A 21,879-nucleotide genomic window follows, 5' to 3' on the forward strand; every position below is an offset into this window, starting at 1 on the left:
TTTTTTCGTGAGCGTCAAAAAAAGAAAATTCGTGACATTATCCATCGGAGAAGTGGCACGGCGTACAGATTTAAAAGTATCAGCCGTGCGCTTTTATGAGGATGAGGGTTTGATACAGGCAGTCCGCAGCGCAGGCGGAAACCGGCGTTTCATGCGTTCTGAAATCCGCAAAGTGTCATTTATCTCCGTCGCGCAGCGCTTGGGTTTTACGCTGAGCGAAATCAGAAGCGAACTTGAAAAACTGCCCGATGACCGCGCACCCAATAAAAAGGACTGGGAGAAAATCAGCCGCAGTTTTCGTGACGTCTTAAACCAGCGCATTGCGATGATCGAACGTCTGCGCGACAGGCTTGACGGCTGTATCGGCTGCGGCTGCCTGTCTCTGGAGAAGTGCAAACTTTATAACAAGGACGATTGGGCCGCCAATTCAGGGGTCGGGCCGCGCTGGGTTATCGATGATAGAAGGGCCGCTAAATAGAACGCTTCATGTCGCGGTGGGCAATTCCGGCATCCATATATTCATCCGAACACACTTCAAATCCGAGCAGTGCATAAAAGCCTATCGCGCTGACCTGGCTCGATAAAAAGAATACTTTATCGCCCGCATCGTCGCGCTTGGCCAGATCATCCATCATGAAGCGCATTAGCTGCGCACCGATACCTGTGCCGCGTGCAGATTTCATAACTGCGACACGCTGAAACTTGAACTTGCTACCCGTCAGCATCACACGTGCCGTGGCAACAGGCTTGCCGTTTATCGTCGCCAGATAGTGCAGACACTCACCATCAAGCCCGTCCCGTTCCAAATGCTCAGGAACATTCTGCTCGCCAATGAATACGCTCTCGCGAATAGTCATCGACGCAGCCATATCAGCATCGCTTTCGACGCGACGGCAGGTAATTTTCATTATTAATCTCTGTTTTTAATCAGCGGTAGGCAACCGCCGCATGGTGAACTCGACAACATCCCCCTCCAGCAGACGCCAACTTTCGACTTGTGTCCAATAGGCTGCCTTGGGGTATTCTGCGAACCACTTTTTGGCTGTTTTGCGGGCATCAGCGCGAGGCTGACGATAGGTCTGACGCACGAAGGTAGACTTCTCCGTTCGCGCGCGACTTTTGGCCAGATTAGCCGAAAATCGTTCCCTGGGTATCTTGGGCGGTGCCATCATATCCCCCTAGTCACAACTCAAAACGCGATTCTTGCAGGAAAATGCTATCGACTAATATGCTGTTTGACCAGATAATTCTTATATAGCTGCAATTGGCCGCGGACGCGCACCAGCTACGAGACTTGGCAAATCAGGCCGCTAGGGTTAGCAAATAAGAAGAATATCAGGGGATGGGTTATATGGTTGAACGGCCAACATTACCGGCGGGCTTGCCGGACGACATTGAGCAAAAAAAAGCAATTGCGGAAAGCTGGTTTCAAACGCTGCGCGATAAAATATGCGCCGATTATGAGAAGCTTGAAGATGAACTGACCGGCCCGTTTTCAGAATATGCGCCGGGCCGTTTTAAAAAAGAGCCGTGGCTTCGCGATGAAGGCAAAGGCGGCGGCGGTGTCATGTCGATGATGAACGGCCGCGTATTTGAAAAGGTCGGCGTTCACACTTCATCCGTCTATGGCGAATTTTCACCCGAATTCCGCAAGCAAATTCCCGGCGCGGAAGAAGATCCGAAATTCTGGGCTTCCGGCATCTCGCTGATTGCACATCCGCAAAATCCCAATGTACCAGCCGTTCACATGAACACACGTATGGTCGTCACATCTTCATGGTGGTTTGGCGGCGGCGCTGACTTAACGCCGGTCCTTGACCGCCGGCGCACACAGGAAGACCCTGATTCCATCGCCTTTCACAAATCTTTCGAGCTGGCCTGCAACAAACACAAAGTCGCGGACTATCCGTTCTTTAAAAACTGGTGTGACGAATATTTTTATCTGCCGCACCGCGATGAACCACGCGGCATAGGCGGCATCTTCTGCGACTGGCGTCACTCAAGCGATGAAGATGGCGGCTGGGATGCCGATTTTGCGATGATAAAGGACATTGGCCGCACCTTTGCGGTGGTTTATCCGCATTTGGTTCGCAAAAATTTCAACACGCCATGGAGCGAAGAGGACCGCGAGGAACAGCTTGTTCGCCGTGGACGCTATGTCGAGTTTAACCTGCTTTACGACCGCGGCACTATTTTCGGGCTTAAAACCGGCGGCAATGTAAACAGTATTTTATCCTCCATGCCGCCTGCGGTTAAGTGGCCGTAAAGCGTTATGAGTATTGCCGGAAAATATTCGATGGCCGAACTACTTGCGCAATTTCCGCGTGCAGGCACGATTGAATGGATCGGCGTGCGGCCTATTCGCCGCCAACCGATGGAAATCCTGCAAAAGGCCGAAATCAAAAATTTCGGCTTGGTTGGCGATCACCGGACAAAACCCGGCAAACGCGCCGTCACGCTCATTCAGGCAGAACATTTGCCTGTCATTGCCGCGCTGGTCGGGCGCGAGGAAATCGACCCTGCCCTTCTTCGCCGTAATATTGTTGTCTCCGGCATCAATTTGCTTGGCCTTAAAGACCGCACATTCAGGCTTGGCACCGCGATACTGCAAGGCAAGGGATTGTGTGCGCCCTGCAGCCGCATGGAAGAGGAATTTGGCGCCGGTGGTTACAACGCCGTGCGCGGTCATGGCGGCATCATCGCCACTGTTATTGAAGAAGGCGCTGTAAGCCTTGGCGACAAAGTGGAATTTATTGCCGACTAAATTTTCGCGAGCAAATCATCCCGCTTCAAACTGAAATCGCTATCGATCCACTCATTCTCAAGCTCTTTGAGTTTCGCGCCAAGAAGCGGCCCTTTTTCAAATCCGCGCTCTATCAGATCAGCCCCTTTGACAGGCAGTTCCGGAACATCCCACGCATCAAGCGTTTTAGCCGCATTTGCCAATTCGTCATCGCGGCGCAATCCGGTTTGAGCATGCAAGGCGTCCAAAACCGCCATTTTGGAATGACGATAAGCAAGGCCGCGCAGGGAGCGGTCATCTTTTGGCAATTGCTGAGGCAGGCTTGCCCAAGCCCGCAATCTGTCCCGCTCGGCATTGGAAAGCTTCCATCGCGAAGCAATATCATTGACCGTGTCGACCCGCGGCGGGATGATGCTCATCAGACGTACCATCGCATCGGGCGCTATTTCATGCTTGCGCTCCGCCTCCATTAATGGCGGGATTGCATCAATACCCCATTTCTCGCTTTCCGGTAGCAGCTTGGTCAAAACACCGACCTGCCGCATCCAGAGCAGAGCACGTGATGGGTCGGGCGCGGCAAAGAGCTTGCGCATCTCGCTCCAGATACGTTCTGCCGAAAGTCCGTCCAAGCCGTCTTTCAAACGGGCGCAGGCTTTAAGGCCCTGTGCATCCGGCCTGTGTTTGCCGTAATAGGCAAAGAAACGGAAGAAGCGCAAAATGCGCAAATAATCTTCTTCAATGCGCGTGGCGGCATCGCCGATAAACTGCAATGTTTCTGTTTCAATATCGCCAAGCCCGCCAACATAATCGTAAATATGGCCATTGCGGTCGGCATAAATCGCGTTGATTGTAAAATCACGCCGCTTGGCATCGTCTTCAAAACTGGTGCCAAAAGCAACAACCGCATGGCGGCCATCGGTTTTAACATCCTTGCGTAAGCTCGTAATTTCATAGGTTTTGCCGTCAATGACAGCAGTCACTGTGCCGTGTTCAATGCCCGTTGGAATGGCTTTTATATCGGCAGCTTCAAGCAGCGCCAATGTCTCTTCTGGCGGCGTGGTCGTGGCAATATCGATATCGCTATCGCCATATCCCATCAAGGCATTGCGAACAGCACCGCCAACAACGCGCGGCTCGCCGCCGTCTTTTTCCAGCGCATCAAACAGTTGAACAAGCGCCTTGTCCTTCAGCCAAGCGGCGGTAATTTTGCCTGAATTAGTCAATATAAAGCCTTTCATACATGACGCGCAGAATACCGGCCGTCACGCCCCAAATATAGCGGTTTTCATAGGGCATTTCATAAAAATAACGCCGCCTGCCCTGCCAGTCGCGGTCCGCTTTCACATGATTCTGTTCATCCATCAAAAACGAAAGTGGCACATGAAATATCGCGGCAACCTCATCGGGGTTGGGTTTGAGCTGATAGTCACCGGAAATCACCGCCATAATTGGATGAATCCGATAACCGGAACCTGAAAGATAAGCGGGCAAGCGTCCGACAATTTCCAGATTATCAACGCCTATACCGGTTTCTTCCTCACATTCGCGCATGGCGGTTTCTTCAAAGCTCCGGTCGCCTTCATCAGCGCGGCCTCCGGGCAATGCAATTTGGCCCGAATGCGAACGAAGCGTTGTTGTGCGCTCGGTCAGCAACAGACGCGGCCCGCCCTGCGCATCGAACACACCGATCAGCACCGCAGCTTCACGCACAGCGTTTTCCCGGATGAGCGTTTCCAGATCAGGGTTGAAATGGAAATCTCCGGTCTCGCTCAAATGCCAATCGCGATCCTGCCGTGCGGCACGGGCGCGGAAATTTTCAATCGAAAAATCCGTCACTGACTGGCACGCTCCAGTTCGTCAGACGGCATGATCGCAAAGATCTCTCCATTGGAGCGGACGCAGAACATGGATACACCGTCAACGTCGATATGTTCACCGATTTCGACCAGTTCATACATGACAGGGCGCGCAACAAGCGCTTCCAGCCGGCCACGCATATGAATGTAGGGTTTCAGCCCATAGTTCTCGTCTGCAATTTCAAACCGCATCGGATTGTCTTTGCCCGCTTCGACAATATCGTCGGTCAGAGTGCGAAACGTCAGTTTTTGCGTATCGCCCTCGCCTGACACGTTCATTTCGACGGCCAGAAACGGCGCATCAACAACACGAATACCGATTTTTTCCACAGGTGTGACCAGATATGTCTTCCCGTCGTCATCTTTACGCAAAACCGAAGCAAACAACCGCACAAGTTCGGGTCGCCCGATCGGTGTTCCCATGTAATACCAGGAGCCATCGGCACGAATTTCCATATCCAGATCGCCGCAAAACGGCGGATCCCACTTATCAACGGGCGGCAGACCTTTGCCAGCGCCGGGCGCACGCGCCAGCATATCCTGCAGGCTATTTAAGCTCATCTGTTTCGTTTCTGCCTTGGCATTGCCTTTTTCTGTCATGCATACTCCTTAAAGATCGCAGAATCGTGTAGCGTCATTGAACATTATCTGCGTTCACGAAATAGTCAGTCGGAAACGCCTTGTCAGCTTTGTGAACTGATTTACGTTGTTTAGACGTGGCCCACTTAAGGAGATAAGGCAAATGAGCGTACACACAACCGGTGAAACGGTCGATGAAGCAAAAATCGTCGCCGAGGCTGAAGCCGCGTTGAGCGATATTGCCAAGACAAAAGAGGAAATCGCCAAGGTCATTTTCGGACAGGAACAGGTCGTCGAAAGCGCCATTACCGCTATTTTATCGGGCGGTCATGCCTTACTCGTCGGTGTTCCGGGTCTAGCCAAAACCAAACTGGTAGAAACTTTGGGCACCGTTCTTGGCCTTAGCGCAGGCCGCGTACAGTTTACGCCGGACTTAATGCCTGCCGATATTTTGGGCTCTGAAGTGCTCGAAGACAGCGAAAACGGCAAGCGCAGCTTCCGCTTTATCAAAGGACCAATTTTTACCCAGCTTCTCATGGCTGATGAAATCAACCGCGCTAGTCCGCGCACCCAGTCAGCACTATTGCAGGCGATGCAGGAATATCATGTAACCGTTGCCGGTACACGGTATGATCTGCCAGCGCCATTCCATGTTCTTGCAACACAGAACCCGCTGGAACAGGAAGGCACCTACCCGTTGCCTGAAGCCCAGCTCGACCGGTTCCTCATGCAGATCGACATTGATTATCCGGAGCTTGAAGCAGAGCGGCAGATTCTATTGCAGACAACGGGCACCATTGCACAGGAGGCAAGCCCCGTGCTCAGCACCGAAAAACTGCAGGCTATCCAACTTTTGGTGCGCCGTATGCCTGTTCCTGAAAGTGTGGTTGATGCGATTTTGAAACTGGTGCGTTCCTCGCGACCCGGCCACGGCAATGAAACAACAGACAAGCATATTTCATGGGGTCCGGGCCCACGTGCCAGCCAGTCCCTGATGCTGTGCGCCCGCGCCCGTGCGCTCTATGACGGCCGCTTTGCACCTTCCCTTGATGATGTGCGCGCCCTTGCCGAGCCGGTGCTTCAACACCGCATGGCACTGACTTTTGCCGCACGCGCTGAAGGTATGAGCGTTCAGGGTATCATTAAAGACCTTGTGGCAAAGCTGGATTAGGAGCGGCCAAACTGATGGCATCTATCGGCCAATCCACAAAGCCAACAGGCAACAAAGATGCGCTCATCCGCGCACGTCAGCGCGCGGCGCTGGTGCCGGAATTGCTTGTTGACGCCTTGCGTATTGTGAATACGGTCATGGCCGGTTGGCATGGCCGGAAAAAACGCGGTATTGGCGAAACCTTCTGGCAGTACCGCCCCTACACGCAAGGCGAGACGATGGCGCGCATCGACTGGCGCAGATCGGCCCGCGATGACCAGACCTATGTGCGCGATCAGGAGTGGGAAGCAGCCCACACGATCTGGCTCTGGGTCGATCAGTCAACCTCCATGCTATTTAAATCTTCCGCTGCCCCTGTATCAAAAGAATCCCGCGCGCTTGTTGTCACTTTCGCCTTGGCCGAGCTCTTTGCCCGCGCCGGTGAACGTGTCGGCTATCCGGGTCTGTTGAAACCGTCGGCCAACCGCAAAGGTGCGGAGCGTCTTGCGACCGCCTTTGCAACCCAGACGACCGCGATGCCCGACACACCGTCTTTTTTGCAGGTTCAACGTTTCAGCGATGTTGTTTTGGTCAGCGATTTTTTGGGCGATACAGATGAAACACTGGCGATGATCGACGATCTGGCAAGTCAGGGTGCGCGTATGCATCTCATCGAGATCGTTGATCCGGCAGAAGAAGACTTTCCCTATGGCGGACGCACAGAATTCATCGACCCTGAAACCGGCACAAAATTGACCGCTGGCCGCGCCGAAGACTGGCGCGATGATTATCGCAATCTTTATCAGGCGCGCAGACACGCATTAAAAGCGCGATGCCGTGCCCATGGTGGCAGCTATACGATCAGCCGCACGGATCATCTGGCTTCGGAAACACTCGTGCGCCTTCATGGATTTATGACAGGAAATCCGGCGGCAACCGGCAAAATGGCAGGAGCATCCTGATGTTCGGCTTGCCTCTCGCTTTTGCTGTACCTGCCGTTCTCTTCGGTCTCATTGCATTACCCGTTATCTGGTGGCTGTTGCGCTTGACCCCGCCAAAACCTGAAAGCGAAGTTTTCCCGCCATTGCGCATTTTGCAAAAACTGGTCAAACGCGAGGAAACACCGTCGAAAAGTCCTTGGTGGCTGACCTTACTGCGCCTGCTGCTGGCGGCTCTGGTGATTTTTGCGCTGGCACGTCCTTTGCTCAATCCGCAAACTGAAATCGCGCTTGAGGACGGCCCTCTTTTAATTATGGTCGACAACTCATGGGCATCAGCCAGCGATTGGTCTGCACGCCAACGCACAGGCGCCGCGCTTATTCAATCAGCCGGTGAACGCGGTGTGCCCGTTGCGATCAGTCCAAGCGTATCACCGCCCAATGCAACCATTACGCTGGTTGATGCGGCAACAGCCGCTGCATCATTTGCAACGCTTGAGCCGGTTGCCGCCGAACCAAACCGTGCGCAGGCATTGAACCGTCTTTCCGAAGCCGCATCAGGCAGCGAAAATGCAACACTTGCAATCCTGAGCGATGGACTTGCTCAGGGCGAACAGGACAGCGCACTTGATTTCAACAGCAATGCAGTCGCCAAAACGCTGCTGTTTAATGGCGAAATTACACAGCTTGCCGCAGTCAGCGACGCACAGAACCGCACGGATGCGCTTGAAGCAACGGTCATCCGTTCGCAAAATTCGCAGCTTGCTGACGAGATCAATGTCAATGCCATTGATGAAAAAGGCCGACTGCTCGGCACCGCAACAGCCTATTTCGAAGATGGTGCCAATGAAGCCGTTGCCGCTTTTGAAGTGCCGTTTGAATTGCGCAATGACATGGCGACATTGCGCGTTGAAAATCAGGCAAATGCGGCGGCGACCTATTTGCTTGACGAAAACAACCGCAGACGCCGTTTTGCGCTGTTCAGCGGTCTTGCCGGTGATGAAGCCCAGCCGCTCCTGTCGCCGCTTTATTACATCGAACGTGCCATCCAGCCCTATGCGGATATTGTGCGCCCGCGCACCAATGATTTAAGTGTCGATGTCCCTGAAATTTTAGAACAAGGCCCGGCCGTCATCGTTATGGCCGATATCGGCGTTTTGCCGAATGTCGTCGAAGACCAAGTTGAAAACTGGATTGAGGCTGGCGGCACATTGGTGCGCTTTGCCGGTCCCCGTCTCGCCGCCTCGGCTGAGGTTGATCCGTTTTTGCCGGTCTCGCTGCGCAGCGGCGAGCGTGATCTTGGCGGCGCGTTGACATGGACAGAGCCACAAGTCGTTGCGCCTTTCTCTGCAACCGGTCCCTTTGCCGAGCTGGATGCGCCGCGTGACGTGACGGTTAACCGGCAATTGCTCGCCAATCCCGATGCGCAGCTTGCGGAAAAAACATGGGCAAGCCTTCAGGATGGCACACCGCTTGTCACCGGCGAACGGCGCGGACAAGGAACCATTGTCCTGTTCCATGTAACGGCCGAAGCTACATGGTCAAATTTACCCATCAGCGGCTCGTTCGTCGATATGTTGCGTAGGATTGCCGATATTTCCGCCAATACCGGTGCCAGCGAAATCGCCGCGCAATCAACAGCAAGCGAAACCCTAGCACCTTTACGTATCGTGCGTAGCGACGGCGAACTGATCAGCCCGCCCGCCTTTGTTAAACCGCGCGATACAGGCAACTCGGCGGTAACGAACTATGAAAACCCTGCCGGACTTTACGGCACGCAAGACGCTTTTTCCGCACTTAACATTTTAAGTTCCGGCGCAGCCTTAACACCGTTTGTCATGCCCCAAACAGAAGCCACAGTAGAAACACTGCCCTATGCCGTTGCTGAGCAGACCGATTTAAGCGGCTGGCTATTCGCACTGGCATTCCTATTGCTTATCATCGACACATTGGCCATGCTTTGGATTAATGGACGTTTCAAACGCTCGTACAAAACGGCCAGTGCAAGCGCAGCTGTGCTTATCGCCATCACTGTTAGCGGCCTCATTCCAGACCCCGCTGTTGCGCAGGATGCCAAGCCCGGCGATGAATTACTGATCGAAAATCTCGATGCAACACGCATTGGCTATGTTCTGACAGGCCGTCAAGACACGGACAAAATCACAAAAGCAGGCATTTCCGGCATTAGCCGCTATCTGGAATCGCGCACAGCATTTGAGCCGAGTGATCCGGTCGGGCTTGATATCGAAACCGACGCGCTGGCCATCTATCCGCTTATCTATTTCCCGATTGATGCCAATGCAGACATGCCGAGCGACACGGCGATCGCCCGCCTTGATGCCTACATGCAAAGTGGCGGCACAATTCTATTTGATACCCGCGATCAGATCGGCGGTTCGTTTAATGCTGGGCAAAGCCCGGAAAACCAACGCTTGCGCGACATCATGCGCAACCTCAACGTGCCGCCTTTGGAGCCGGTCCCGGCTGATCACGTCCTGACGAAATCATTTTATATTCTGGACACTTTCCCCGGCATTTATGACGGATCACCGCTTTGGGTTCAGGCCAGCACAGATGAAGAAGGTATAGACCGGCCAGTCCGGCGCGGTGACGGTGTGTCACCGGTGCTGATTACCGGCAATGATCTGGCGGGCGCATGGGCACTCGATGAAGCAGGAAAGCCATTGCTGCCCATTGCATCAGGCAACCCGCTCCAGCGTATTTATGCGTTCCGCACCGGCGTGAACATCATGATGTATATGCTGACCGGAAACTACAAAGCCGATCAGGTTCACATCCCTGCTCTGCTTGAAAGATTGGGGCAATAAATGACCAATTATTCCATTGCTTTTGATCCCTTTCTGCCTTGGCCCGTCATCTGGTTCGCGCTGGCGTTTGCCGTCTTATTGTCCGGCATCATTTTAGTGTTGCGTACACGCGGCGGCGTGTTACGCGCATTGGCATTTCTGGCCCTTGCTGTCGCGCTTGCCAATCCGGTCATAAGTCAGGAAGACCGCACAGCATTGCCAACCAGCGTTGCGATCATTGTCGATCAAAGCCAAAGCCAGCGGCTGGATGGACGCACCGACACCACCGAACAAACGGTCGAACGCCTCACCGCCAATTTCGAGCGCTACGACCAGTTTGATGTCAGGGTCATTGAAACAGCCCGCGCTGAAAATGCGGATGCGCAAACACAGACAAGGCTTTTTGAAGCGCTGCGCTCTGTCTTTCGCGACGTGCCGCCCTCACGCATTGGCGGCGCTGTATTTGTGACCGACGGTCAGGTCCACGATGTCCCGAACATCAATGAAGCCCTGGGGTTTGATGCACCGGTTCACGCATTGATTACCGGCAGACCGGACGAATATGACCGCAAAATGCAATTGGTGGAGGCACCGCGTTTTGCAATCGTGGGCGATCCGGTTCAGGTCAGCTACCGCGTCGAACATCAAGGCGATGTCCCTGCCGGAAACGAAAGCGTCGAAGTTTCGATTTATCGCAATGGCGAATTACTGGCTGTGGAACAGGCGCTCGCCAACGAGACTTTTGAAGCCGAGATCGAACTCGACCGCTCCGGCAAGAATATCATCGAGTTTGCAACAGATGAAATTGATGGTGAGCTAACCGGCAACAACAATCGCGCCGTGGTACGCATTGAAGGTATTCGCGAAAACCTGCGCGTATTGCTGGTGTCGGGAGAACCCCATTCGGGTGAACGCACATGGCGTAATTTGCTGAAATCGGACGCATCGGTTGATCTTGTTCATTTTACAATTTTGCGACCGCCGGAAAAACAGGACGGCACACCGATCAATGAATTATCGCTGATCGCGTTTCCGACCCGCGAACTGTTCGTCGAGCGCATTGAGGATTTTGATCTGATCGTGTTTGACCGCTATCAAAACCGCAATGTGCTGCCGGTGCTCTATTATGACTATATTGCAGAATATGTGCGCAATGGCGGCGCGTTGCTGATTGCCGCCGGCGGTGAATATGCAGGCGATTCATCTGTCGCACGCACGCCTTTGTTCAGCGCACTGCCTGCTGTGCCGACAGGTCAGGTGCAAATGGCCGGTTATTATCCGCGCATTAGCGATGACGGCAAACGGCATCCGGTCACACGCGATCTGCCGGGCGGCGCAAGCGAACCGCCCAATTGGGGACGCTGGTTCCGCACCGTTGACGTGCAGGATGTTGAAGGCACAACCATCATGCAGGCCGCCAACCAAAAACCGCTTCTGGTTTTGGATGAATATGAGGAAGGCCGAGTCGGGCTGATGCTTTCCGATCACGGTTGGCTATGGGCGCGCGGCTTTGAAGGCGGCGGCCCCCATGTCAACTTATATCGCCGGCTGGCGCACTGGTTAATGAAAGAGCCGGACCTTGAGGCCGAGGCTTTAAGGGCAGAGCCGGATGGCCAGACGCTGAAAGTCACCCGCCAGACAATGGCCGATGCCGCAGATCCGGTAACCATCATCGCGCCTGATGGGCAGGAAATAATTCTGGAATTACAAAAGACTGATGAAGGGTTGTTTGAAGGCAGCTATGAAACCGGCCAGATCGGACTGTTCGAAATATCCGATGCCACGCAATCAACGCTGTCTCACATCGGTCCGATTGATGCGCCCGAATTTCGCGATATGATTTCAACAACGGGCATTTTGGAGCCTTATTTGAATGAAGCACGCGGCGATACACGCCGTTTGCTAAATGATAATGGCGATATCAGCGTACCCAATATTTTGCCGATCCGCAGCAATGTTGAAACCGCCGGCCGCGACTGGATCGGTTTTAAAATGACGCAGGAAACAGAACTGCGCGGCATCAACCGCCAAGGCGTATTTGCAGGCTTCCTCGGCCTCGCACTGCTCCTGCTTGCCTTCAGCGCGATGTGGTACCGCGAGGGCAAATAATCAGTCCGGCAAAATGTCGCTGTGTGATACAAGACCGGCCATCTGCGACGGGTCAAAGCCGCCAAGCGGGCAAACCAGCAACCGGTTAAGGTCCACCGGACCGGGCATGAGAACATTGCGTTTGGCCACAACATCAAATCCGAGCGGGCCGTAATAAGGCTGATCACCCACAAGCATCACATAGGCGGCATTGGCCTGCTTTGCCGCCTCTATACATTTGGCAACAAGCGCCTTGCCAATGCCCTGTTTTTGCAAATTTGGCATCACGCAAAGCGGACCAAGCAGCAATCCCTTGGAGCGGCTGACCGATGTTGTAATCCACGTCAGACGCACACTGGCGATCATTTCACCATCCGGTCGCGTTGCCACAAATGACAATGCCGCATCATGCCCGCCCTGCTCACGCACACGAAATGCGGCGCGTGTAAATCGGCCCGGTCCAAACACAGTTTGATGCAAATGTTCGATAGCCTGACCGTGGTCTTCCGTTTCAATCGAAATTTCGAATGACGGAGCTGAGGCGTGGTTTGCCAACGAGGCAGAGGATTGTTGTTTCATGGGAAATCCAAAAATTAAAAGCGCACAGGAAAAATGCCCTCAAACAGGCACAGAGATTTTTTCCTATCGTCGTCGGAGCGACGATGTATGTTCAGCTTTTAAAATCATGATCTTCCGGTAGCACCAGTTCACCCGATCGTAAAGATACTTTTTTACCAAGCCGCTTTTTAGAAGTTACGCACTGTTCACATATTTCCCCATGATTGATGCGACTGTTCGCTCTAGATATACAATAAAGCAAACAATAAGGAGGCCACGATGGGCTTGTTAATCGACGGCGAATGGCACGATAAATGGTATGATACAAAATCCAGCGGCGGACGTTTTGAGCGCAAAGCAGCCAGCTTTCGCAACTGGGTAACGGCAGATGGTTCGGCCGGTCCATCCGGCGAAGGCGGCTTTAAAGCAGAAGCAGACCGCTACCATCTTTATGTATCTCTCGCCTGCCCTTGGGCGCACCGCACTTTAATTTTCAGAAAGCTTAAAAAGCTCGAAGACCTTATTTCAGTATCGGTGGTGCATCATTTCATGGGTTCTGATGGCTGGACGTTCAAGACCGATGACGCAGCAAAAGGCGACGATCTTTTCGGGTCTGAATTTCTGCGCGAAATTTATTTGAAAGCACAACCGGATGTGACAACACGCGTTACTGTGCCGGTTTTGTGGGACAATAAAAACAATACGATTGTTTCCAATGAATCATCGGAAATCATTCGCATGTTCAATACGGCCTTTAATGAGATTACCGGCGATGACAGCGATTATTATCCGGAAGAATTGCGCAGCGGCATCGATGAGATCAATGAGCGCGTTTACAACACACTCAATAATGGCGTCTATCGCTCCGGTTTTGCCACAACGCAGGATGCCTATGAAGAGGCAGTATATCCGCTGTTTGAAACTCTGGACATGCTGGAAGAACGGCTCAGCACAAACCGTTATTTGATGGACGACAAGATTACGGAAGCTGACTGGCGCCTGTTCACCACGCTGGTGCGTTTTGATCCGGTTTATTTCGGCCATTTCAAATGTAACATCCGCCGGATTGTCGATTACCCGAATATCTGGAACTACACCAAAGAGCTTTACCAGCATAAAAATGTTGCCGAGACCGTGAACATGCATCACATCAAAGCGCATTATTACGCCAGCCATGAAACGGTCAATCCGACGCGCATCATTCCGGTTGGCCCTGACGTTGATTTTTCAGAAGCACACGACCGAGACAGGCTCTAACTACCAATATTTGGAAATTGCCGCGCCTTTTGTAATTTCTGCCAGACGGTCACGCACGCCTTGGGTCGTTTCCGCTGGCAGATCATTGGGCGCAAACCATCCAAGCTCGGCGATTTCGCCGGCTTGTTTCTTCAAATTGCCGGAAAAATTGGAAAAAATATAAACCGCCACATGGTCACGCTTCGTCACTTTGCGGTTTAGATAAAGGCCAAACAATCTTCCCGCTTCACGTGCCGATAAACCGGTTTCTTCTTCAAGCTCGCGCAGCACCGCATCCTGGCAGGTTTCACCACTGTCAACACCGCCGCCCGGAAAGTGCCATCCATTCACATAGGTATGACGCACCAGTAACACACGGTTTTGATCGTCAATCACAACGGCGCGTACACCGAGCGTCATTGGCCGCGATAACAAAAACCAAATATGATACAATTGCGTTTTAATGGACATGACGCCTTTATGCATAAATGCGCATGGAAACAAAATTAAATTTTGCGCAAAGCGTTTACGGCTTGCCCATTAGGCGCTAGCTAATAGTGAATGGGCTTTACTCTTGCACACATTTCCGATGTTCATCTTGGACCTTTACCGAAAACCAAGCTGCGCGAATTAGCCAGTAAACGCATCACTGGTTACATCAATTGGCGGCGTAACCGCGCCAGCAATTTGGGTACCGCCGCTCTTAACAGTCTGGTTGGGGAGCTTGCCCGCGATAATGCGGACCATCTGGCCATTACCGGCGATCTGATCAATATCGGTCTGGACGCGGAGGTGGTAGCAGCGGCTGAATGGCTGCGGGACAATTTTGACCCTGTCGAAACTACCGTTGTTCCCGGCAATCATGATGCCTATATCGCCGGTACCCTTGCCAAGGCCATCAAGGCTTGGTGGCCCTATATGACCAATGACGATCAGAAGAACTACGTTAAAGGCGAAACGTTCCCGTTTTTGCGTGTACGCGAGAACGTGGCGATCATTGGTGTTTCCAGTGCCGTGGCAACGCCGGCTTTTGTCGCTGCGGGTCGTTTTGGTAAACGCCAGTCAGTCAAGCTCATCAATCTTCTGGAACAAACACGCAAAGCGGGATTGTTTCGTGTCGTATTGATCCACCATCCGCCCGTGCGTAACGCGACCCCGCCGCAGAAGCGGCTATACGGCATAGGGCTGTTTCAAGATGTTATACGTGAATATGGCGCGGAACTCGTATTGCACGGCCACACCCATTTGCCACAACGCCATATGATTGAAGGCCCGGAAGGTGCCAAAGTGCCGGTAATCGGTGTTCCGTCTGCCAGCCAAAGCGGCGGTGGCCGCAAACCGGCCGCCACCTACAACCGCTTTGTCATTTCCGGCGCACCTGACCATTGGCACTGCACGTTGACCTCGCACAGCGTCAATTCTGCAACTTCTGCAACATTTGATGTTACGGACAGCCGCACGCTTTACGGCTAAATTTTAGCTTATTGTGCCGAATATCGCATCGCGGTAAGCCAGAAGAAACGTTCCGCCAATAACGAACAAGGCAATCAAAAACCAGCCAATGCGACTGGCGGATGTTTTGCTCGCGCGGTCCTTGGCAGCCATTGGCACTTCTTCGACGTCACTGCCCTTCTCTTGCCGCACATCACCGGCAGGGATTGCAGTGCTTTCATCCGCTTCAGCTTTATCTGTCTGCGGTGCCTCGTCATCACCGGCCTGTTCGCGATAGGAAATATCATCGCCCGCAAATGCCAGTTCACGCTCATAAATGCGCTCGGCAATATATTTGGTAACGGCCTGCACTATCGGTTCGATCTCGGTGCCTTCCGCAAGCGTCAGACGCCCAAGGCGGCTATCACGGACAAAACGGTATTGCCGCCTGTCTTTACCCATCATCACATGCGCGGTGGCATCAATCCACAAACGCGGTTGCAGTCCCGAAGAAATCGCAAAATCAAAGCGCTCATCACTCAGCGGCACTTCGTCAAAGACAGGTTTAAGCTCTTGCGCCAAAAGCTCGAGGCGTGCGCGATCCGCCTCCTTCATGTCGACAACGATATCGCCGCGTTCCGCAGAAGCGATTTTTATATCACGCACTGCATCGACAAGAGTGCTTTTGGGTGCGTTTTTCACGCGGTCAGGTCGATCAAAGGCCATTTTTGGCTCCAAATACGCTAAACTAATTATTAACCATAATTTGGGGCGGGTTTGAGGTTCTTGCAAGGGAAATGATCATTTGAGCGCCGATACACCCAACATTGCTGCCAATTAGTCCTCAAAATGCCGGTTTCGGCCTGCGCAAATGCAAAAACGGACATGAAACCCGTTTACTGAGTCTCATGCCCGTTCTTCTGTTTAACTTCGCGTTTCAATCAACCCTTACGTGCAAGAACGCGGTTTACAGCAGACAAAATAGCCTCAAGCGAGGATGCAACAATATTTTTGTTAATGCCCGCGCCAAAGACGGTTTCGCCATCAATATCAAGCTGCATATAGGTGATTGCAGCAGCATTTGAGCCATGTTGCATGGAATGTTCCGAATAATCGCTAACGGATATATTCATGCCGAACTCTCTTGAAAGCGCATCGACAAAACCGTCAATCGGTCCGGTCCCTTTGCCCTCAATCGTCTTGGCCTGATTGCCATCAACAATATTGGCGCGCACGATACGCGTCTCATTATCGCTGCTGTCTGCCTGTGTTGAATGGCTTTCAAAGCGCAAACGAGGCGCTACAAGCTTCACATATGTCGCCATGAACACATCATAGATGCGCTGCGCGGAAAGCTCGACGCCTTCCTTATCGGTAATATCCTGCACCACTTGGCGGAACTCGATTTGCAAGTTGCGCGGCAGGTTCAAACCAAAATCCTGCTGGAGAATATAGGCAATGCCGCCTTTGCCTGATTGCGAATTAATACGGATAATCGCCTCATAGGACCGGCCGACATCCTGCGGATCAATCGGCAAATATGGCACTTCCCAAAGCTTGCCATCCGTTTCTTTAATCGCCTTCATACCTTTATTGATCGCATCCTGGTGCGAGCCGGAAAAAGCGGTGTAAACAAGTTCACCGACATAGGGATGGCGTTCAGGAATCGCCAACTGGTTACAATGCTCATACACATCGCGAATATGGTTGATGTCAGAAATATCAAGTTCAGGATCAACGCCCTGCGTCAACATATTCAGCGCCAATGTCACAAGGTCGACATTGCCGGTACGCTCGCCATTACCGAACAAGGTGCCTTCCACACGGTCGGCACCAGCCAACAAGCCCAATTCTGTTGCTGCAATGCCCGTGCCGCGGTCATTGTGCGGGTGTAATGATAAAATGATATTTTCCCGGTTATCGAGATGGCGTCCAATCCACTCCATTTGGTCGGCGTGAACATTAGGTGTCGACATTTCAACGGTCGCCGGCAAGTTGAGAATAAGCTTGTTGTCGGGTGTTGGCTGAATGATTTCAGTCACCGCATTACAGATTTCCAGCGCCACTTCCATTTCAGTACCGGTGAAACTTTCTGGCGAATATTCAAACCGGTAGCCACCGCCTGCTTTAGCTGCCATATCGGAAACCATTTTGGCAGCGTCGGTGGCAATCTGCTTAATGCCCGCCACATCCTTGTTGAACACAACGCGGCGCTGCAACTCAGAAGTCGAATTATAGAAATGAACGATCGGGCTCTTTGCGCCTTTAAGCGATTCAAATGTGCGCGTGATCAGTTCTTCGCGGCACTGAACAAGAACCTGAAGCGATACATCATCAGGCACATTGCCCTCCTCCACACACCAGCGTGCAAAGTCAAAATCGGTCTGTGATGCCGAAGGAAAACCGATCTCGATTTCCTTAAAGCCCATCTTTAAAAGTAGCGCGAACATCCGCGTTTTACGTTCATGACCCATCGGTTCGATCAGCGCCTGATTACCGTCACGCAAATCAACCGAACACCAGATCGGTGCCTTGTCTATTGTCTTAGACGGCCAGGTACGGTCGCTCATATCCATGGTCGGGTAAGGCCGGTACTTGGAAGCAATCGCCGCCATGCTTTTCATGCCTTGGGTGGAAGAAGTGTTCGTCATAATATCCTCGTCGTGCAAGCAGCTTTGCGCATTTCTTACGCGCGGGCTTAGCGCTTGCCAGCTAATTATTCAATGATGGTGATGGATGAAGGGGCAGGCTTTTGATCGCCGAGGATACGACCACCCGGCGCCCCTTATGAACGGGCCGAGCGATCGCTTCTAAGTAGCAGGAGCGCTTTACGACGACGCGCGGCAGCGTTCGCAGCTGCAATAGCAGATAGCGATAAAGCGGCCAGCAATGTCAAAATTGTCATGCTCATAAAATAAACCTAACAAAATAAGCCGGAAGCGCAAGAAGCAAATTAGATTTCGTTCGGCATTTTGCAGCTTTCAGCAATTTACATGCCCAGCACCGGATAAAGCGAGGCGATCAGTAATGCCGCCATGGACCAGTTAAAAGCGGTCAACCGTTTGGGGTTTGTCAGCAGGCGGCGCATTTGCTGGCCAAGCACGGTCCAACTGCTTACCGATGGCAAATTGGTCGCACCGAATATCAACGCGACCCAAAGCGCCCCTTCCGCATCACGTGACGGCGAATAGACCGTCACGGCTGTCAGTGCCATGGCCCATGCTTTCGGATTTACCCATTGAAATGCCGCCGCCTGCAAAAATGTAATCGGCGTGCCTTCCGCCTCGCTTTTCTTCGGCGGTGCGGAATTGGCAATCTTCCAAGCCAGCCAGAACATATAAAAAACGCTGACGACTTTCAAAACAGTATGCAGCACCGGCACATTGTCAAAAACTTGCGCCAAGCCAATCCCGACCAGAAACACCATCAGCGTAAACCCGAGCCCGATACCCAGCATATGCGGTACAGTGCGCGCAAAGCCGAAATTTGCACCGGATGCCATGAGCATCAGATTATTGGGGCCAGGCGTTATCGAACTAACAAAGGCAAAGCCAACCAAAGCGAGAAAAAGATCATAGGTCATAGGCACAATCCTGCATCATAAGCGGCGCTTTGAAATTGCTTTTTAATGTGCTCAGAGATATAATTTGCAAGAAATGATCAAGATCGACAACATATCCAGCAAGATATTGCAAGAACTTGAAGCTGACGGGCGACTAAGCAATCTTGAACTTTCAAGCCGTGTTGGCCTGTCACCCTCAGCGTGTCTGCGCCGTGTTCAGGAATTGGAGCGCTCCGGTATTATTGCCGGATACCGCGCGCGCATAGATAGAACCAAAACCGGCGGCAACTTTGTTGCCTATATTACCGTCGGTTTAAGCGACCATTCAAAAAGTTCACAGGAAGCATTTGAAAAGGCCATCGCGCGTGCGCCGCAAGTGCGCGAATGTCACAACATTGCAGGCGAGAAAGAATATCTACTGCGCGTCGAGGTGGAAGATTTGGTCGCCTATAAAATCTTCCACACCGATATTCTGGGAACCCAGCCTCAGGTTAACGCTATCACATCCTACATCGTAATCGGCTCGTCCAAGGATGAACGCGCCTAATCACTTTATCAGATGCGCAACAACATTCTCGATCATCCGCATACCGGCATTGTGACCAAGGCTCATAATGCTTTCGGGATGAAACTGCACGGCGGCAACAGGTTCATGGCGATGCTCTATCCCCATGACCACGCCGTCTTCCGTTTCCGCTGTCACTGTAAACACTTCAGGCAAACGGGCCGGATCAGCAAAGATCGAATGATAACGGCCAACAGTGATTTCCTTTGGTAGGCCTGAAAAAATCCGCCCCGCCTCTTGCACTCTGATGCGCGATGGCTTGCCGTGCATCGGATAGCCAAGCTGGCGCAATGAGCCGCCATAAGCTTCGGTAAGCGCTTGCAAACCAAGGCACACGCCAAAAACCGGTAAGTCGCGCGCTCTGGCCTGCTTTATCGTCGCCTTGCAATCAAAATCGGAAGGCTTGCCCGGCCCCGGCGACAACACAACAAGATCAGGCCTGTAATCATCAAATATTTCAGCCGCTACAGGCGAACGCACAGTGCGCACATCGGCCCCGGTTTGCCGGAAATAATTGGCCAGCGTGTGCACAAATGAATCTTCATGATCGACGAGCAAAATACGTTTGCCCTCGCCCACACGCGCAACACTGATTTCGCTGGTCGGTGCGTTGCCTTTCGCACTGTCGCGAATGGCGGCAAGCAATGCGGATGCTTTTAATTCGGTTTCTGCCTCTTCCGCCTCAGGATCTGAGTCAAACAAAAGCGTCGCGCCCGCGCGTACCGATGCAATGCCATCGCGTATTTGAATCGTGCGAAGCGTAAGGCCCGTATTCATATCGCCATTGAATTTGACCATGCCAATCGCGCCGCCATACCATGCGCGCGGGCTTTTCTCGTGATTTTCGATAAACCGCATAGCCCAAAGCTTTGGCGCACCGGTAACTGTCACAGCCCATGCATGGGACAAAAAGCCGTCAAAAGCATCCATATCATCACGCAAACGTCCTTCCACATGGTCAACGGTGTGAATGAGACGCGAATACATTTCAATCTGGCGGCGGCCGATAACCCGTACCGTACCCGGTTCACAAACACGGCTTTTGTCGTTGCGATCAACGTCCGAACACATGGTGAGTTCGGATTCATCTTTTTTGGAATTGAGCAGTTTCAAGATCTGTTCTGAATCAGAAATCGCATCAGCGCCCCGTTCGATTGTGCCAGAAATAGGACATGTCTCAATGCGTTTACCAGTCACACGCACAAACATTTCCGGTGAGGCGCCGATCAAAAATTCATTGTTGCCCAAGTTCATGTAGAACGAATAAGGCGCAGGGTTGGTCGCTTTCAGACGGCGGGCAATTGCAGACGGCTTGCTTTTAACCTGTTCGTAAAACATCTGACCCGGCACGACTTCGAACAAATCGCCGCGTGAAAAGCTATCTTTGGCGCTGCGCACAAGATCGGCATATTCACCCGGCTTGTGATCCCCTTTTGGCGGGACAACATCCGTCGGCTCAAACGCATCGAATGTCTTTTTGCGTGGCAAACCTATCGTTGAGGCACCGTCTTCACTGAACTCATATTCATCGACCCAGGCCGCCGCCGAATGATTGTCGACGACCAGAATACGGTCCGGCAAAAACAATACGAGATCGCGCTGGTTTTCAGCCCGCTCGAGCTTTTCCTCAATCGGGTCGAACTGAAAAGCGATGTCATAGCCAAATGATCCGAAGAACCCCAGATTGTCATCTTGCGGTGAATAAAAGTGGCTGACGATTTTACGCACAACGGAAAACACCGAAGGCGCGCGCGAGCGTTCTTCTTCAGACACAACCCGTGTCGGCTCGGCAATAATAATTGCCAATCCCTCATCCGTATCTGACATTTTTGCAATATGCGCTTCATCGACAAGCGCTTTTTTGATCATCGCGACAATAATCTTCCCGCGCGCATTCAGCGCCTTGATTTGCATATCGCGCTTGCGCGCGCTGATCATAACCGGCGGATCGACAATCGCAATATCCCAACGCGTGTAGCGGCCCGGATATTCGTAATTTGAGGACAATACAGCGCCCAGACGATCATCAAGCGCATCCAAATAACTGTCTATTGCTGTGGCATATTCTACGGTGCTGCGCGCACGTTCAATGGCAACACCGCCACGTGTGCTAAAGTGGTCCGGTTGCTGGCGTTGGCCTTCATTCGTCATTTCAAATCTGCCTGTTTGCTCGAACGAGCCGCTAGAATTATGCCTTCAACAATGCGCGGACACAAAAAAACCGCCCTATGTCTAAGGCGGTGCATATGCGTCAAAACATGAAAAAGCCCGCCTATGAAAGCGTGCGCCACCAGTTTGCTGCGATGTTCATTGTTTTGGTCATGGCAAATGTTTAGCACGGAAATGCCGCAGTGCAATCAAAAATT

The 21,879-nt window shown here is 52.4% G+C and carries 22 protein-coding genes; 10 read left to right on the forward strand and 12 right to left on the reverse strand.

The window, feature by feature from the left end; translation table 11 throughout:
- Positions 1-478, forward strand: a 478-nt coding sequence (soxR, locus tag SU32_RS13235) for a redox-sensitive transcriptional activator SoxR (protein WP_425394279.1), incomplete at its 5' end; no start/stop codon positions are given.
- Here soxR and SU32_RS13240 read toward each other — a convergent pair.
- Positions 471-908 carry a GNAT family N-acetyltransferase gene (locus SU32_RS13240; protein ID WP_053999859.1) on the reverse strand — a complete coding sequence of 146 codons (438 nt, stop codon included), beginning with the start codon at positions 906-908 and terminating at the stop codon, positions 471-473. The genes soxR and SU32_RS13240 overlap by 8 nt on opposite strands.
- 15 nt (positions 909-923) lie before the next feature.
- Positions 924-1,169, reverse strand: coding sequence for a hypothetical protein (locus SU32_RS17545; RefSeq protein ID WP_425394280.1), 246 nt, complete (start codon positions 1,167-1,169; stop codon positions 924-926).
- A gap of 182 nt (positions 1,170-1,351) precedes the next feature.
- Here SU32_RS17545 and hemF point away from each other — a divergent pair, with 182 nt between their 5' ends.
- Positions 1,352-2,266, forward strand: a complete 915-nt coding sequence (gene hemF, locus SU32_RS13250) for an oxygen-dependent coproporphyrinogen oxidase (RefSeq protein WP_053999927.1) — start codon at positions 1,352-1,354, stop codon at positions 2,264-2,266.
- A 30-nt stretch (positions 2,267-2,296) separates the two neighbouring features.
- Positions 2,297-2,764: an MOSC domain-containing protein gene (locus tag SU32_RS13255; RefSeq protein ID WP_053999861.1), complete on the forward strand. Its 468-nt coding sequence runs from the start codon at positions 2,297-2,299 to the stop codon at positions 2,762-2,764.
- Here SU32_RS13255 and SU32_RS13260 read toward each other — a convergent pair.
- The 3 genes from SU32_RS13260 to SU32_RS13270 are packed head-to-tail and all read right to left on the reverse strand — an operon-like array spanning position 2,761 to position 5,160.
- A complete protein-coding gene (locus SU32_RS13260; RefSeq protein WP_082376745.1) occupies positions 2,761-3,981 on the reverse strand; it encodes a CCA tRNA nucleotidyltransferase in 1,221 nt (406 codons plus the stop codon). The genes SU32_RS13255 and SU32_RS13260 overlap by 4 nt on opposite strands.
- Complete coding sequence (locus SU32_RS13265; protein WP_053999862.1) at positions 3,959-4,579, reverse strand: CoA pyrophosphatase; 621 nt, start codon at positions 4,577-4,579, stop codon at positions 3,959-3,961. Before SU32_RS13265 ends, SU32_RS13260 begins: the two co-directional genes overlap by 23 nt.
- Positions 4,576-5,160, reverse strand: a complete 585-nt coding sequence (locus SU32_RS13270; RefSeq protein WP_245625544.1) for a DUF1285 domain-containing protein — start codon at positions 5,158-5,160, stop codon at positions 4,576-4,578. Before SU32_RS13270 ends, SU32_RS13265 begins: the two co-directional genes overlap by 4 nt.
- 181 nt (positions 5,161-5,341) lie before the next feature.
- Here SU32_RS13270 and SU32_RS13275 point away from each other — a divergent pair, with 181 nt between their 5' ends.
- Genes SU32_RS13275 through SU32_RS13290 form a run of 4 tightly spaced genes read left to right on the forward strand, consistent with a single transcriptional unit; the run spans position 5,342 to position 12,182 of the window.
- The gene (locus SU32_RS13275) at positions 5,342-6,349 is read left to right on the forward strand and encodes an AAA family ATPase (RefSeq protein ID WP_053999864.1); all 1,008 of its coding nucleotides are present in this window, start codon (positions 5,342-5,344) and stop codon (positions 6,347-6,349) included.
- Between the two features lie 14 nt (positions 6,350-6,363).
- Positions 6,364-7,290, forward strand: a complete 927-nt coding sequence (locus SU32_RS13280; protein WP_053999865.1) for a DUF58 domain-containing protein — start codon at positions 6,364-6,366, stop codon at positions 7,288-7,290.
- On the forward strand, positions 7,290-10,094 hold the full coding sequence (locus SU32_RS13285) for a DUF4159 domain-containing protein (RefSeq protein WP_053999866.1): 2,805 nt from the start codon (positions 7,290-7,292) through the stop codon (positions 10,092-10,094). Before SU32_RS13280 ends, SU32_RS13285 begins: the two co-directional genes overlap by 1 nt.
- Positions 10,095-12,182, forward strand: a complete 2,088-nt coding sequence (locus SU32_RS13290; RefSeq protein WP_053999867.1) for a hypothetical protein — start codon at positions 10,095-10,097, stop codon at positions 12,180-12,182. It begins immediately after the preceding gene.
- Here SU32_RS13290 and SU32_RS13295 read toward each other — a convergent pair whose 3' ends face one another.
- On the reverse strand, positions 12,183-12,740 hold the full coding sequence (locus SU32_RS13295) for a GNAT family N-acetyltransferase (protein ID WP_053999868.1): 558 nt from the start codon (positions 12,738-12,740) through the stop codon (positions 12,183-12,185).
- A gap of 258 nt (positions 12,741-12,998) precedes the next feature.
- Here SU32_RS13295 and SU32_RS13300 point away from each other — a divergent pair, with 258 nt between their 5' ends.
- Positions 12,999-13,976, forward strand: coding sequence for a glutathione S-transferase family protein (locus SU32_RS13300; protein WP_053999869.1), 978 nt, complete (start codon positions 12,999-13,001; stop codon positions 13,974-13,976).
- Here the strand turns inward: SU32_RS13300 and SU32_RS13305 are convergent, their stop codons facing one another.
- Positions 13,977-14,426 carry an NUDIX domain-containing protein gene (locus SU32_RS13305; protein ID WP_053999929.1) on the reverse strand — a complete coding sequence of 150 codons (450 nt, stop codon included), beginning with the start codon at positions 14,424-14,426 and terminating at the stop codon, positions 13,977-13,979.
- Between the two features lie 90 nt (positions 14,427-14,516).
- On the opposite strand from SU32_RS13305, the gene SU32_RS13310 reads away from it, so the two are divergent.
- Positions 14,517-15,428 carry a metallophosphoesterase family protein gene (locus SU32_RS13310; protein ID WP_053999870.1) on the forward strand — a complete coding sequence of 304 codons (912 nt, stop codon included), beginning with the start codon at positions 14,517-14,519 and terminating at the stop codon, positions 15,426-15,428.
- A gap of 3 nt (positions 15,429-15,431) precedes the next feature.
- On the opposite strand, the gene SU32_RS13315 is transcribed toward SU32_RS13310, so the two are convergent.
- From SU32_RS13315 to SU32_RS13325, 4 genes are all read right to left on the reverse strand, one after another.
- Entirely contained in the window at positions 15,432-16,112 is a 681-nt protein-coding gene (locus SU32_RS13315; protein WP_053999871.1) for a hypothetical protein, read from the reverse strand.
- A 215-nt stretch (positions 16,113-16,327) separates the two neighbouring features.
- Positions 16,328-18,037 (reverse strand): 2-isopropylmalate synthase, encoded by a 1,710-nt coding sequence (gene leuA / locus SU32_RS13320; protein ID WP_082376749.1) that lies wholly within the window; start codon positions 18,035-18,037, stop codon positions 16,328-16,330.
- A 134-nt stretch (positions 18,038-18,171) separates the two neighbouring features.
- Complete coding sequence (locus SU32_RS17600) at positions 18,172-18,297, reverse strand: hypothetical protein (protein WP_281175892.1); 126 nt, start codon at positions 18,295-18,297, stop codon at positions 18,172-18,174.
- A 78-nt stretch (positions 18,298-18,375) separates the two neighbouring features.
- Entirely contained in the window at positions 18,376-18,969 is a 594-nt protein-coding gene (locus tag SU32_RS13325) for a LysE family translocator (RefSeq protein WP_053999873.1), read from the reverse strand.
- Between the two features lie 73 nt (positions 18,970-19,042).
- Here SU32_RS13325 and SU32_RS13330 point away from each other — a divergent pair, with 73 nt between their 5' ends.
- Positions 19,043-19,495: an Lrp/AsnC family transcriptional regulator gene (locus SU32_RS13330; protein ID WP_053999874.1), complete on the forward strand. Its 453-nt coding sequence runs from the start codon at positions 19,043-19,045 to the stop codon at positions 19,493-19,495.
- Here SU32_RS13330 and SU32_RS13335 read toward each other — a convergent pair whose 3' ends face one another.
- Entirely contained in the window at positions 19,496-21,664 is a 2,169-nt protein-coding gene (locus SU32_RS13335) for an anthranilate synthase component I (protein WP_053999875.1), read from the reverse strand.
- Positions 21,665-21,879: the final 215 nt, after the last annotated feature.

Origin of the sequence: Ahrensia marina (assembly GCF_001293565.1) — a bacterium.
Taxonomy (GTDB): Bacteria; Pseudomonadota; Alphaproteobacteria; order Rhizobiales; family Rhizobiaceae; genus Ahrensia; species Ahrensia marina.